Below are 12,757 nucleotides of genomic sequence, written 5' to 3' on the forward strand. Positions count from 1 at the left end.
TCTCCGCCCTCGCCGCCGGCCTGGTGGCCCTGGCCTTCACGCAGGTCATCCGCCTGATCGTCAACTCGGTGTTCGCCGACCCGACGACGCCGGCGGAGACCTCGAGCGGCACCGTGCGGCCGGCCGCCGTCCACGAGGACAGGCCGGAGGCCTGCGAGCGGGGCAGGTCGCAGTTGGTCACCAGCGCGCCCGCGAACGGCAGGCACACCTGACCGCCGTGCGTGTGCCCGGCGAGCAGCAGGTCCGCGCCGTCCGCCGTCATCGCGTCCAGCACGCGCCGGTACGGGGCGTGGGTGACGCCCAGGCGCAGCAGCGGGGCATCGCCCGCGGCCCCCTCGTCGGCGAGGTCGAAGCCGGGCCAGCGGTCCAGGCCGAGGTGGGGGTCGTCCGTGCCCGCCGCGCGGATCCGCACGGCGTCCGGGCCGGAGCCCACCACGACGTCGGCGGCCCGGTCCGTCAGGTCCGTCCAGCCGGCCGCGCGGAACGCGGAGAACAGGTCCTCCGTGGGCAGGCGGGAGCGGGAGGCCTCGAGCTCCGAGGGGCCGCGGAGATAGCGCAGCGGGTTGGCGGGCTTGGGCGTGAAGTAGTCGTTCGAGCCGGGCACGAACACGCCGGGGACCGCCAGCAGCGGGGCCAGGGCGTCCAGCAGGAGCGGGATGGACGCGGCGGAGGAGATGTTGTCCCCCGTGTCCACGACGAGGTCCGGCTCCAGGTCCGCGAGGGAGCGCAGCCACTCCAGGCGGCCGCGGTGCCGAGGCAGCAGGTGGATGTCGGAGAGGTGCAGGACGCGCAGCGGGCGCGCTCCGGCGGGGAGCACGGGCACCGTGTGCGTGCGGACCACCCGGGCCTCCGCCTCGACCCGGCCCCAGACCAGGGCGCCCGCACCGAGGGCCGACGCGCCTCCGGCGGCCCACGCGGCCGTGCGCGTGAGCCGCCGGAGGCGGGGACCGGGGGCGTCCGTCATCGGGTGAGCACGCCGCTCTCGAACTTCGCGGCGTTCTCCGCGCTGGAGAACGCGGTCTCGCCGGCGGCCGGGCCGAGGCTCGAGGTCGGGGTGCCGCCGTTGCGGTCGATGTCCTCCGGCCGGTAGAACCGGCCGTCCGGGTGGTCGCCCTCGAGGGCGGGGTCCTCGGACTGCGGGCCGTCGAACTCCGGCAGCTCCCCGGGGACGAAGGTGCGCTTGGCCATGTCGTTCCACTCGAGCCACGTGCCGCCGTTGACGGTGGCGCCGTAGAACTCCTTCTGCACCACGCCGTTGATGGTCTCGCCGCGCATGGTCTTCTGGCTGGTGTAGCGGCCGGCCCAGACGGCCGTGGCCAGCTCGGTGGTGTAGCCGATGAACCACGTGGAGGACATGTTGTTGTTCGTGCCCGTCTTGCCGGCGAACTCGTAGCCGGTGCCGTCCGGGGCGATGTTGTGCGCGGCGATGTGCCGGAGCAGCGGGGTCACCTCGGCCACCTGAGCCGGGTCCAGGACCTGACGGCACTCGGGGGCGGGGACCGTGTACTGGTTGCCGGTGGTGTCCGTGACCTCGGTGATGGCGCGCGGCTTGCAGTACTTGCCGTTCGCGGCGAGGGTCGCGTAGGCGCCGGCCATGGTCATCGGGGAGACGTCGTCCTTGCCGAGCACGAAGGAGGGCTCGGCCGGGCTCAGCGGGGCGCCGTCCCTGGCGGTGACGATGCCGACCTGCGTGAGCGTGTTGACGATGTCGCAGAGGTCCATCTGGTAGGCCAGGGCCACGGTCGGCGTGTTGACCGACCAGAAGATGCCCTCGTCGATGCGGTCGCGCTTCTTCATGCCGTCGATGACGTTGTTCAGCTGCCAGCCCTGCGTGCCGCCGCCGGCGGTGGTGTAGCCGCCGGGCAGGCAGGAGGCCTGGAAGCGGGCGTCCGGCGGGTAGCGGTCCTTGGAGCCGTCCACGGAGTCGATCAGCTTGCCCCCGTTGCGCAGCCAGGTCAGGCCGATGAACGGCTTGAAGGTGGAGCCCGCGGCGAAGCCCGTGCCGCCGCCCCACTTGGCGTCCACGTTGAGGTTCAGGGTCGTCTTGCCGAGCTCGTCCTGGATGGAGTACTCGGTGTTCTGCGCCATCGTGACGATGTCGCCGGAGCCGGGGCGCAGGGAGATCAGCGAGTGGCCGGCACCGAGGGACTCGTTGTTCGGGATCACGCGGCGGGTGAGCTCCTCCGCCTTCTTCTGCAGGTTCGAGTCGATCGTCGTGCGGATGGTCAGGCCGCCGCGGTCCAGCAGGGCCTGGCGGGAGGCCGTGTCCGGGCCGAAGGTCGGGTCGGCCAGGATCTGGCGCTCCACGTAGTCGCAGAAGTACGCGCCGAAGGCGGCGCTCAGGCAGCCGGTGGACTGCCCCTTCATGGTGTAGGTGAGGGGCTGGGCGACCGCGTGGTCGTGCTCCTCCTGGGAGATGTACCCGTTCTTGAGCATGGCCTTGAGCACCGTGTTGCGGCGTGCCGTGGTGCCCTCCGGGTTGCGGGCGGGGTTGAAGCGGGTGGGGGACTGCACCATGCCGGCCAGGGTGGCGGCCTCCCACAGCTCCAGGTCCTTGGCGGACTTGCCGAACACGTACTGGGAGGCGGCCTCGATGCCGTAGGCGCGGCCCTGGAACAGCACGAGGTTCAGGTAGCCCTCGAGGATCTGGTCCTTGGACATCTGCTTCTCGACGGCCACCGCGAGCTTGATCTCCTTGACCTTGTCCGAGGCCTGCTTGGTGCCGGAGAGGGTCAGGCGGGAGTCGCCGCGGACCTGCTGCGAGTTGATCAGCATGTTGTTGACGAACTGCTGGGTCAGCGTGGAGGCACCCTGCGTCGACGACGAGGACACGTTGTTCACCATCGCGCGGACCAGGCCCTTCGCGTCCACGCCGTCGTGCTGGTAGAAGCGCTCGTCCTCGATGGCGACGATCGCGTTGCGCATGTACGGGGAGATCTGGTCCAGGGGCACCGGCTGGCGGTTCTCCTGGAAGAACGTCGCGATCAGCTCGCCGTCCGCCGAGTAGATCTTCGACGGCATGGACACGGGCTCCGCCGGCAGCTGGTCCGGCAGCTCGTCCAGCATGTCCCGGCCGGAGGCGAAGACGATGCCGGTGGCGCCGGCGGCGGGCATCATCAGCCCTGCGACGAGGAGGCCGGCGAGGGCCGAGAGGCCCAGGAAGGACAGCAGCCGCCCCAGGGCGGAGGAGCGCGCGGGGAGGCGTGACGAGCGGGAGGCCATGGCGGGAAGTGTATCGCCCGTCCCTGGGACGGAGCCCCTCGCTAGGCTGGCCCCATGACTCAGCGCATCCAGTGGGAGTACGCCACCATCCCCCTCCTCATCCACGCGACCAAGCAGATCCTCGACCAGTGGGGCGAGGACGGCTGGGAGCTCGTCACCGTGATCCCCGGCCCGGAGGGTGCCAACCCGGTGGCCTACCTCAAGCGCCCGAAGGACGCGTGAGCATGGCCGGGCAGAACGCCTGGGGGGGCGGCCCCGCGGCCGAGCGCCTCGCCGCGCTCGGGATCGAGCGTCCGGCCGTCGCCGCCCCGGTGGGCTCCTACGTGCCCGCCGTGCGGGACGGGGACCTCGTCCTGACCTCCGGGCAGCTGCCGTTCGTGGCCGGCGCCCTGCCGCGCACGGGCAAGGTCGGCGCCGAGGTCACGCTGGAACAGGCGCAGGAGCTGGCCCGCACCGCCGCGGTGAACGCCGTGGCCGCCGTGCACGAGCTCGTGGGCGACCTCGAGGCGGTCGTGCAGGTGGTCAAGGTGGTCGGGTTCGTCGCCTCCGCCCCCGACTTCACGGCCCAGCCGGCCGTCGTCAACGGCGCCTCGGACGTGCTCGCAGAGATCTTCGGCGAGGCGGGCCGCCACGCGCGCTCCGCCGTCGGGGTGGCCGTGCTGCCCCTGGACTCGCCGGTCGAGGTGGAGATCACCGTCCGTGTCCGCTGAACCGGACGCCCCCCGCGTCCGCGTCCCCGGGCACGAGGAGGAGCTGACCCGTCAGTGGCTGGCCCAGCGCCACCGCCAGGTCCGCCCCGCCCGTCCCGCCTCCGCGGTGGTGCTGGTGCGGGACGGTGCCGACGGCGTCGAGGTGCTGCTGCGCCACCGGTCCGGCCGCACCCCGCTCGGCCGGATCGGCCTCCCCGGCGGCTCCCTCGTGGACTCCGACGCCGACCCCTGCACCTGGTACGGCCCCGCCCCCGACGAGTGGGCGCGTGCGCTGGGCCTGGCGGACCGCCGCCGGGTGCGCCAGCACGTGGTGGCCGCCGTGCGCGAGCTCTTCGAGGAGTCCGGCGTGCTGCTGGCCGGACCGGCGGACATGGACCTCGTCCAGGACGCCCGCGGGGAGACCTGGGGCGCCAGCCGCTCGTCCCTCGAGGAGGGGGACGAGTCCCTGCCGCGCCTGCTCGGCGACCGCGGCCTGGGGCTCCGTACGGACCTGCTCCGCGGCGTCGGTCGCTGGCTCTCCGCCCCGCACAGCCCGCGCCGCTTCGACACCGTGGTCTTCGCCGCCGCCCTGCCCCCGCAGCAGGAGCTCGTGCACCGCCCGGAGGGGCCGGTGCTGCAGGGGTGGTTCTCCGCGCGGCGGCTCCTCTCCGAGCCGGCCGCCCTGCCCGGGCCCGACGGCTGGCTGGGGGAGTCCGGCGTCGTCGCGCTGGAGGAGGTGTCCACGCCGATGACCCAGCTGGTGCTGCGCCGCGTGGCCGAGCACCGCACCGCCGCCGGGTTCCTGCTGTCCCCCGCCGGCTGCCGCGGCCCCGTGCCCGTGGTGAAGCTGCGGACCGAGGCCGAGCACGACGACCTCGCCACCGGCGCGCTCTACACCGTCGCCGAGCGCGTGGACCCGGTCGGCTGACCGGCCCGCGGCAGACCGAGGAGGTCCGACGAGGTCCGCGGACGACGACGGCCCGCCCCCTGCCGGGGCGGGCCGTCGTCGTGGCGGGGGTCAGCGGGAGCGCTGGCGCAGGCGCTGCAGGTCGAGGATGACCACGGCGCGGTTCTCCAGGCGGATCCAGCCGCGCTGCACGAACTCGGCCAGGGCCTTGTTCACGGTCTCGCGGGAGGCGCCGACGAGCTGGGCGAGCTCCTCCTGGGTGAGGTCGTGGGCCACGAGGAGGCCGTCGGCGGCGGGGCGGCCGAAGCGGTCGGCGAGGTCCAGCAGGGCCTTGGCCACGCGGCCGGGGACGTCCGAGAAGACGAGGTCCGCCAGGGACTCGTTGGTCTTGGACAGGCGCTGGGCGAGGGCCTGGAGCAGCTGCAGGGACACGTCCGGGGAGGAGGCGATGGCGCGGCGCAGGTTCTCGTGGCGCAGGCCGGCCAGGCGCGCGGCGGAGACGGCCGTGGCGGTGGCGGAGCGGGGCGCCGGGTTGAAGAGCGCCATCTCGCCGAAGATCTCGCCCGGTCCGAGCACGGCGACGAGGTTCTCGCGGCCGTCGGACGCGGTGCGGCCCAGCTTGATCTTGCCGGACATGATCACGTAGAGCTGGTCGCCCTGATCGCCCTCGTGGAAGGCGGAGGCGCCGCGGGAGAGCTCCACCTCGGTGAGCTCGGAGGTGAGGATGGAGAACACCTCGTCGTCCAGGTTGGTGAAGAGCGGGGCCTTCCTGAGAACCTCGAGATCCATGCGTGCGCGTCCCTTCTGCGATACCGCGAGCCGCGGGCGCGGCGCGCCCGGGATGTCGGTGCCATTGTGCCCCATCGCACTGTCCCTGCCGAGTCGCGGCGGTCTCCGAGCCTGCGTCCAGGCGGGCTGGTTAGCGTGGGGGTCCACGCGCCACCCGGCCCCCCGGCCGGCCCGCGGGAAGGAGACCGACCATGACCACCGCCCCCACCTGGATCGACGCCGTCCTGGCCCTCGTGCTGCTCCTGGCCCTGGCCTCGGGGCTGCGGCGCGGGCTCGCGCTGACGCTCGGCTCGGCGCTGGGGCTGCTGGCCGGCGTCGCGGCGGCGGTGCTGTTCGCCGTCCCCCTGGGCGGGCTGGTGCCGGACCCCGCGTGGCGGCCGCTCGCCGTCGTGGCGGCCGGCGTGCTCCTGGTGGTCCTCGGGCAGGGGATCGGGCTGCGGATCGGCGCGGCCGTGCGTCGGGCCCTCGGCCGCGGCGCCCTGTCGCGGGCCGACGGGCTGCTCGGCGGCGTGGCCGGCCTGGCGGTCGCCGCCGTCGTGATCGCGCTGGCGGCGCCCGTGGCACGGCCCCTGCTTCCGGCCGACGCGGCGGACGAGGCCGGCCGTTCCCGCGTGGTGGCCGCGGCGGAGCACCTGACGCCCGAGCCGGTGCGCCAGGCCGCCGCCGACCTCGGGACCCAGGCGCGCCTGTTCGTCGCCGAGGCGATCGCCCCCGTGCTCCCCGAGCCGGGCCGGGGCGGGCGGGAGGCCGTGCGCGCCTGAGCCGCGGCGGGGGCCGCCCGATGTCCGAACCGGGAGGGTTCCAGCATGTGGACCGTCCGGGCCCACGCGGCGGGACGTGGAGTACGGTGTGCCCTTTCAGACGCACCGGTGGCCGCCGCGCATCCGCGCGCGGAGCCGCGACCCCCTGGAGGTCCTCCCATGTCCACGTCCACTGGCGCGACGGCGGCACCGTCGCGCACCCGCGAGGAGTTCACCGGCCGGTGGGCCTTCATCCTCGCGGCCATCGGCTCCGCGGTGGGCCTCGGCAACATCTGGCGCTTCCCGTACGTCGCCTACGAGCACGGCGGCGGCGCCTTCGTCATCCCCTACCTGGTGGCCCTGCTGACCGCCGGCATCCCGCTGCTGTTCCTGGACTACGCGATCGGCCACCGCTTCCGCGGCTCCGCCCCCATGGCGTTCCGCCGGATGAGCCGCTGGACCGAGGCCATCGGCTGGTGGCAGGTGCTGATCTGCGCGGTGATCGGCGTGTACTACGCGGCCATCATCGCCTGGTCGATCATGTACACCTGGTTCTCCCTGGACCAGCGGTGGGGCGATGACCCCGAGGGCTTCCTCTTCAGCACCTACCTGCAGCAGGTGAAGGACCCGAACCCGTCCTTCGACATCGTGCCCGGCGTGTTCTGGCCGATGGTCGCCGTGTGGGGGGTGCTGCTGCTCATCATGGGCCTGGGCATCCGCCGCGGCGTGGCCCTGGCCTCCATGATCGGCATCCCGCTGCTCGTGGTCATGTTCGTGGTGCTGGTGATCATCTCGCTCACCCTGCCCGGCGCCGTGCAGGGCCTCGACGCCCTCTTCACCCCGAACTGGGCCGCCCTGAAGGAGCCCGGGGTGTGGATCGCCGCCTACGGGCAGATCTTCTTCTCCCTGTCCGTGGGCTTCGGCATCATGATCACCTACGCCTCCTACCTGAAGAAGCGCACCAACCTCACGGCCTCCGGCCTGGTGGTGGGCTTCTCCAACTCCGGCTTCGAGATCCTCGCCGGCATCGGCGTGTTCTCCGCGCTGGGCTTCATGGCGCAGGCCTCCGGCGTACAGGTGTCCGAGGTGGCCGGCTCCGGCATCGGCCTGGCGTTCATCGCCTTCCCGACCCTCATCACGCAGGCCCCGGCCGGCGCGCTCATCGGCGTGCTGTTCTTCGCGTCGCTGGTGATCGCCGGCTTCACCTCGCTGATCTCCATCCTCGAGGTCGTCGTCTCCGCCGTGAAGGACAAGCTCGGCTGGGGTCGCTGGACCGCCGTGCTCGTCGTCGTCGGGATCTCCGCCGTCATCTCGATCTCGCTGTTCTCCACCACCACCGGCGTGGCCATGCTGGACACCATGGACGCGTTCGCGAACAACTTCGGCATCGTGGGCGCCGCCCTCGTGGCCGTGATCGCCGTGATGTGGATCGCCCGGCGCGGCGGCGAACTGGTGGCGCACCTGAACTCGGTCTCGTCCTTCCGCGTGGGCCGCGTGTACCGGATCCTCGTGGGCGTGGTGATGCCCGTGCTGCTGGGCTGGATGTGGATCGAGTGGATCCGCGAGAACGCCGCCACCCCGTACGGCGGCTACCCGACGGACTTCCTGGCGGTCTACGGCTGGGGGCTGGCCATCGGGTCCGTCGTCCTGGCGGTCCTGCTCTCCCTGATCCCGTGGTCCCACAAGTCCAGCCTGCACGCGGAGGAGTCGGTCAACGAGATCGACCACACCGCCCCCGTCGCCTCGAAGGAGTCCTGACATGCACACCCCGGCGCTCATCATGATGGTCATCGCCATGCTCACGGTCTGGGGCGGCCTCGTCCTCTCCGCCGTCCACCTGCTGAAGCACCCGGACGAGACCTCCGGCACGCTCGCGGACGCCGTGGACGTCGACCACACCCTCTGAGTCCGCGCACCCGACGACGACGCCCGCCTCCCGGAAGGGAGGCGGGCGTCGTCGTCTCAGCGGTCCCCGTCCCCGTCCCCGTGGTGTTCACGGCTCGCCGCCGGCGACGGCGCCGGTGCGGCGAGTCGTGCACACGACGCGCCGGACGGGGGTGCCCCGCGCCGGCCGGGGTGCGGGGGCTCAGGAGCCGACGGCCTCCGTGATGCGGTCCATCACGGTGGGGTCGGCCAGGGTCGTGGCGTCGCCGGGACGGCGGCCCTCGGCGACGTCCTTGAGGAGGCGGCGCATGATCTTGCCGGAGCGGGTCTTCGGCAGCTCCGGGACCACGAGCACGCGCTTGGGCTTGGCGATCGGGCCGATGTCCTTGCCCACGTGCTGGCGCAGCTCCTCCTGCACGGCCTCGACGTCCTCGCCGGCGGCCGTGGCCTCCTCGGTGAGCAGCACGAACGCGACGACGGCCTCACCCGTGGTCTCGTCTGCGGCGCCGACCACGGCGGACTCCGCCACCTTCGGGTGTGCCACGAGGGAGGACTCGATCTCCGTGGTGGACAGGCGGTGCCCGGAGACGTTCATGACGTCGTCCACGCGGCCGAGCAGCCAGATGTCCCCGTCCTCGTCGTACTGGGCGCCGTCGCCGGCGAAGTACATGCCCGGGAAGCGGGACCAATAGGTCTCCTTGAAGCGCTCCGGGTCGCCCCAGATGCCCCGGAGCATGGACGGCCACGGCTCGCGTGCCACGAGGAAGCCGGGTGCAGTGCTGCCCTCCATGGGCTCGCCGAGCTCGTCCACCACCTCGAGGACGACGCCGGGCACCGGCCGCTGGGCGGAGCCGGGCTTGAGCTCGGTGACGCCGGGCAGCGGGGTGAGCATGTGGGCGCCGGTCTCGGTCTGCCACCAGGTGTCCACGATGGGGCAGCGGCCGCCGCCGATGACGTCGTGGAACCAGCGCCACGCCTCGGGGTTGATGGCCTCGCCGACGGTGCCGAGCACGCGCAGGGAGGAGAGGTCGTAGCCGTCCGGGATCTGCCGGCCCCACTTCATGAAGGTGCGGATGGCGGTCGGCGCGGTGTAGAGGATCGTCACCCCGTGCTTCTGCACGATCTCCCACCAGCGCCCCTGGTGCGGGGAGTCCGGGGTGCCCTCGTAGATGACCTGGGTGGCGCCGTTCACCAGGGGCGCGTAGGCGACGTAGGAGTGCCCGGTCACCCAGCCGACGTCGGCGGTGCACCAGTACACGTCCGTGTCCGCGTGGAGGTCGAAGGTGTCGTGGTGGGTGGCGGCGGTCTGCACGAGGTAGCCGCCGGTGGTGTGGAGGATGCCCTTGGGCTTCCCGGTGGTGCCGGACGTGTAGAGGATGAACAGCGGGTGCTCGGCCTCGTGCCACACGACCTCGTGCTCGTCGGAGGCGGTGGGGACGACGTCGTGCCACCACAGGTCCCGGCCTTCGGTCCAGTCGACGTCGGCCTCGTTGCGGCGGACCACGACGACGTGCTCGACGGTGTGGCCCTCGGCGGAGAGCGCCTGGTCCACGGCGGGCTTGAGCATGGAGGGCCTGCCGCGGCGGAAGGAGCCGTCGGCGGTGACGACGAGCTTGGCCTCGGCGTCGTCGACGCGGGAGCGGAGGGCGTCCGCGGAGAAGCCGCCGAACACCACGGAGTGCACCGCGCCGATGCGCGCGCAGGCGAGCATGGTGATGACGGCCTCGGGGATCATCGGCAGGTACACGGCCACGCGGTCGCCCTTGGCCACGCCGAGGGACTCGAAGGCGTTGGCGGCGCGGCGGACCTCGGCGGCCAGGTCGGCGTAGGTGTAGGTGCGGGTGTCGCCGGGCTCGCCCTCGAAGACGATCGCGGTGCGGTCCCCGCGCCCGGCCTCCACGTGGCGGTCCAGGGCGTTGTAGGCGGCGTTGGTGGTGCCGTCGGCGAACCACCTGGCGAACGGGGCGTCGGACCAGTCCAGCACCTGGGTGAAGTCCTGCTCCCAGTGGAGGTGCTCGCGGGCGCGACGCGCCCAGTAGGCGAGGCGGTCGGCAGCGGCCTCCTCGTAGAGGTCGGCGCCGGCCACGGCCTGCGCGGCGAACTGCTCGGACGGCGGATAGGTGGCGCGTGTCTCGTCCACGAAGGTCCTCCTGGTGTCGGGCGGGGGGCGCCGCGCCGGTGTGACGCGCGGCACGGTGAGTGCTGAGGGTCACAGTAGACGCCGAGAGCGGGTGGCGTTCAAGCCCGCGCCCCCGCGTGACGGATCACGTCGCCGGCCCCGCCTCCGTACGATGGCCGGGGCACCCCGGGGAGGGCGCCCGGCGGACGCGACGAGGAGGACCCATGGCCCCGGCCGACACGACGACGCCCACCGGCGAGACGCCCCTGGCCCTGACCCGGCGGGCCCGGCGGATCGACCGTGCCCTGGCCGAGGCGTACCCGTACGCGGTGGCGGAGCTCGACTTCGAGACCCCGTTCGAGCTGCTCGTGGCCACCGTGCTCTCCGCCCAGACCACGGACGTGCGCGTGAACGCCGTCACCCCGGCGCTGTTCGCCCGGTTCCCCGACGCCGTCGCCATGGCGGGCGCCGACGAGGTCGAGCTGCAGGAGCTCGTGCGCCCCACCGGCTTCTACAAGAACAAGGCGTCGGCGGTCCTGCGCCTGTCCCGGGAGCTCGTGGAGCGCTTCGACGGGGAGGTGCCGGACCGCCTCGAGGACCTGGTGACCCTGCCCGGCGTCGGGCGGAAGACGGCGTTCGTGGTGCTCGGCAACGCGTTCGGACGACCCGGGATCACCGTGGACACGCACTTCGGGCGGCTGGCCCGCCGGCTGGGGTTCACGGAGGAGACCGATCCCGTGAAGGTGGAGCACGCCGTCGCCGCCCTGTTCCCGCCGAGGGACTGGACGATGCTCTCCCACCACCTCGTGTTCCACGGGCGACGCGTGTGCCACGCCCGGAAGCCGGCGTGCGGGGCGTGCCCGATCGCCCGCTGGTGCCCCTCCTACGGGGCGGGGGAGACCGAGCCGGAGGCGGCCCGCGCACTGCTCTCCTACGAGCTCAAGCCGGGTCGGGAGGAGCTGCTCGCCCGCATGCGGGCCGGCGCCACCCGCCGCCAGCTGCGTGACGAGGGATGGACGCTGGATGCCTGAGGCGGCCGGGGGGCCGCTAGGGTCGGGCCCCATGTGGACCCACGCCCTCACCGGACTGCTCGCCGGGCTCGCGCTGATCGTCGCGATCGGTGCCCAGAACGCCTTCGTGCTGCGCCAGGGCGTGCGCCGCGAGCACGTCGGGCTGGTGGTCCTGGTCTGCCTGCTCTCCGACGCCGTGCTGATCGCCGCCGGCACCGCGGGCGTGGGCGTCCTGGTGACCGCGGTGCCGTGGCTGCTGGAGGCGCTGCGCTGGGGTCCGTGCTGTGGTTCTCCGCTCTCGGCTACGGTGCTCGCCTGCTGGCCACGCCCCTCGCCAGCCCGACCGCCTGGCGGGTGCTCGACGGCGTGATCGCCGTCGTCATGGCCGTGCTGGCGGTGCGGCTGCTCGTGGGGTGAGCCGCGGGCTAGCGTGGGGCGCATGAGCATCCCGCCCCTGCCCCCGTCCTCGCCCTCCTCCGCCTCCGCCCGGGCGGACCTGCAGCGGATCGTGGCCGAGCACGGCGTGGCCCCCGTCGCCGGCGACGACGAGGCGGGCCTCACGACGATCCCGGCGTCGTCCGTTCCGGTCTGGGGCTTCGACTGGCCCCGGGCGGCTCGCCCCCGGGCGTCGGCCGTGCTGATCCTCGTGGGTGAGCTCGACGACGTCCCCGCCGCCCACGACGGGCGCGCGTGCGGGGTGAGTCCCGCCGTGGACGTGCTGCTGACCCAGCGCGCCGCCGGCCTGCGCACCCACGCGGGCCAGGTCGCGTTCCCGGGCGGCGGGGTGGAGGCCCAGGACGCCGACGTGGTGGCGACCGCCCTGCGCGAGGCGCAGGAGGAGACCGGCCTGGACCCGGCGGGCGTCGAGGTGCTCGGCGTGCTGCCCCCGGTGCCCGTGGTGGTCTCCGGGTACGTGGTGCACCCCGTGGTCGGCTGGTGGCGGGACCCCTCCCGCGTGGCCGTCGTGGACCACAACGAGGCCACGGCCGTGTTCCGGGTGCCCGTGGCGGACCTCGCCGCCCCCGCGAACCGGGTGCGGGTGCGGCGCCCGGGGGGCCGGCGCGGCGAGACCCCCGGGTTCCTGGCCGGCGACCGCCTGGTGTGGGGCTTCACCGCGGCGCTGCTCAGCCGGGTCCTCGAGCTGGCCGGGTGGGACGAGCCCTGGGCGCGCGCCCCGCTGATCGACGCCGGCAGCCGCGCGGTCCTCGAGGGCTGAGCGGGGCGCGGGCGGGGCCGGCGCGGACCTCTCCTGCACAGGGTGCCGCGGCCCGGCGCGTCGTCCACGGCAGCAGGACGGGGCCGAGCGGGCGGGTACGGCTCGGGGCTGGAATGGCGGGACCCGTCCCCGAGCCGACGCAGGAGGGACCATGCCCGCCTGGGTGCCCGACGCCCCCCGC

Annotated in this window: 12 protein-coding genes and 1 pseudogene; 9 read left to right on the forward strand and 4 right to left on the reverse strand. The window is 73.6% G+C overall.

Annotation, left to right across the window (positions count from 1 at the left end; genetic code table 11):
• Together MHY29_RS08225 and MHY29_RS08230 are read right to left on the reverse strand one after the other, a co-directional pair.
• Window positions 1-964, reverse strand: a 964-nt coding sequence (locus MHY29_RS08225; RefSeq protein WP_239239934.1) for a metallophosphoesterase, incomplete at its 3' end; no start/stop codon positions are given.
• Complete coding sequence (locus tag MHY29_RS08230; RefSeq protein ID WP_239239937.1) at window positions 961-3,222, reverse strand: transglycosylase domain-containing protein; 2,262 nt, start codon at window positions 3,220-3,222, stop codon at window positions 961-963. The genes MHY29_RS08230 and MHY29_RS08225, both read right to left, overlap by 4 nt.
• A gap of 54 nt (window positions 3,223-3,276) precedes the next feature.
• On the opposite strand from MHY29_RS08230, the gene MHY29_RS08235 reads away from it, so the two are divergent.
• The 3 genes from MHY29_RS08235 to MHY29_RS08245 are packed head-to-tail and all read left to right on the forward strand — an operon-like array spanning window position 3,277 to window position 4,839.
• Window positions 3,277-3,444: a DUF4177 domain-containing protein gene (locus tag MHY29_RS08235; RefSeq protein ID WP_224356475.1), complete on the forward strand. Its 168-nt coding sequence runs from the start codon at window positions 3,277-3,279 to the stop codon at window positions 3,442-3,444.
• 2 nt (window positions 3,445-3,446) lie between these two features.
• Entirely contained in the window at window positions 3,447-3,932 is a 486-nt protein-coding gene (locus MHY29_RS08240; protein ID WP_224356476.1) for a RidA family protein, read from the forward strand.
• Window positions 3,922-4,839: an NUDIX hydrolase gene (locus tag MHY29_RS08245; RefSeq protein ID WP_239239940.1), complete on the forward strand. Its 918-nt coding sequence runs from the start codon at window positions 3,922-3,924 to the stop codon at window positions 4,837-4,839. The genes MHY29_RS08240 and MHY29_RS08245 overlap by 11 nt, the downstream gene beginning before the upstream one ends.
• 90 nt (window positions 4,840-4,929) lie before the next feature.
• Here MHY29_RS08245 and MHY29_RS08250 read toward each other — a convergent pair whose 3' ends face one another.
• Window positions 4,930-5,607, reverse strand: coding sequence for a Crp/Fnr family transcriptional regulator (locus MHY29_RS08250; protein ID WP_224356478.1), 678 nt, complete (start codon window positions 5,605-5,607; stop codon window positions 4,930-4,932).
• 191 nt (window positions 5,608-5,798) lie between these two features.
• Here MHY29_RS08250 and MHY29_RS08255 point away from each other — a divergent pair, with 191 nt between their 5' ends.
• From MHY29_RS08255 to MHY29_RS08265, 3 genes are all read left to right on the forward strand, one after another.
• Entirely contained in the window at window positions 5,799-6,368 is a 570-nt protein-coding gene (locus tag MHY29_RS08255; protein ID WP_239239943.1) for a CvpA family protein, read from the forward strand.
• A gap of 159 nt (window positions 6,369-6,527) precedes the next feature.
• On the forward strand, window positions 6,528-8,105 hold the full coding sequence (locus MHY29_RS08260) for a sodium-dependent transporter (RefSeq protein WP_239239945.1): 1,578 nt from the start codon (window positions 6,528-6,530) through the stop codon (window positions 8,103-8,105).
• Window position 8,106: 1 nt separating this feature from the next.
• Window positions 8,107-8,253, forward strand: coding sequence for a methionine/alanine import family NSS transporter small subunit (locus tag MHY29_RS08265; protein WP_224356481.1), 147 nt, complete (start codon window positions 8,107-8,109; stop codon window positions 8,251-8,253).
• 180 nt (window positions 8,254-8,433) lie between these two features.
• Here the strand turns inward: MHY29_RS08265 and acs are convergent, their stop codons facing one another.
• Window positions 8,434-10,371 (reverse strand): acetate--CoA ligase, encoded by a 1,938-nt coding sequence (gene acs, locus MHY29_RS08270; RefSeq protein WP_224356482.1) that lies wholly within the window; start codon window positions 10,369-10,371, stop codon window positions 8,434-8,436.
• Between the two features lie 203 nt (window positions 10,372-10,574).
• Between acs and nth the strand changes: the two genes are divergently transcribed.
• The 3 genes and pseudogenes from nth (at window position 10,575) to MHY29_RS08285 (ending at window position 12,576) form a co-directional block, all read left to right on the forward strand.
• Window positions 10,575-11,381, forward strand: a complete 807-nt coding sequence (gene nth / locus MHY29_RS08275) for an endonuclease III (protein ID WP_239239948.1) — start codon at window positions 10,575-10,577, stop codon at window positions 11,379-11,381.
• 31 nt (window positions 11,382-11,412) lie between these two features.
• Window positions 11,413-11,777: pseudogene (locus MHY29_RS08280) on the forward strand (LysE/ArgO family amino acid transporter).
• Window positions 11,778-11,799: 22 nt separating this feature from the next.
• Window positions 11,800-12,576, forward strand: coding sequence for a CoA pyrophosphatase (locus MHY29_RS08285; protein WP_239239951.1), 777 nt, complete (start codon window positions 11,800-11,802; stop codon window positions 12,574-12,576).
• The last annotated feature ends 181 nt before the right edge of the window (window positions 12,577-12,757 follow it).

The sequence above is a fragment of the Micrococcus sp. ACRRV genome (assembly GCF_022346985.1).
Taxonomy (GTDB): domain Bacteria; phylum Actinomycetota; class Actinomycetes; order Actinomycetales; family Micrococcaceae; genus Micrococcus; species Micrococcus porci.

Bases quoted from the DNA above. Each gene is read 5' to 3' on its own strand.
- MHY29_RS08230 (WP_239239937.1), bottom strand. From the start codon at position 3,222: ATGGCCTCCCGCTCGTCACGCCTCCCCGCGCGCTCCTCCGCCCTGGGG.
- MHY29_RS08235 (WP_224356475.1), top strand. From the start codon at position 3,277: ATGACTCAGCGCATCCAGTGGGAGTACGCCACCATCCCCCTCCTCATC.
- MHY29_RS08240 (WP_224356476.1), top strand. From the start codon at position 3,447: ATGGCCGGGCAGAACGCCTGGGGGGGCGGCCCCGCGGCCGAGCGCCTC.
- MHY29_RS08250 (WP_224356478.1), bottom strand. From the start codon at position 5,607: ATGGATCTCGAGGTTCTCAGGAAGGCCCCGCTCTTCACCAACCTGGAC.
- MHY29_RS08255 (WP_239239943.1), top strand. From the start codon at position 5,799: ATGACCACCGCCCCCACCTGGATCGACGCCGTCCTGGCCCTCGTGCTG.
- MHY29_RS08260 (WP_239239945.1), top strand. From the start codon at position 6,528: ATGTCCACGTCCACTGGCGCGACGGCGGCACCGTCGCGCACCCGCGAG.
- MHY29_RS08265 (WP_224356481.1), top strand. From the start codon at position 8,107: ATGCACACCCCGGCGCTCATCATGATGGTCATCGCCATGCTCACGGTC.
- nth (WP_239239948.1), top strand. From the start codon at position 10,575: ATGGCCCCGGCCGACACGACGACGCCCACCGGCGAGACGCCCCTGGCC.
- MHY29_RS08285 (WP_239239951.1), top strand. From the start codon at position 11,800: ATGAGCATCCCGCCCCTGCCCCCGTCCTCGCCCTCCTCCGCCTCCGCC.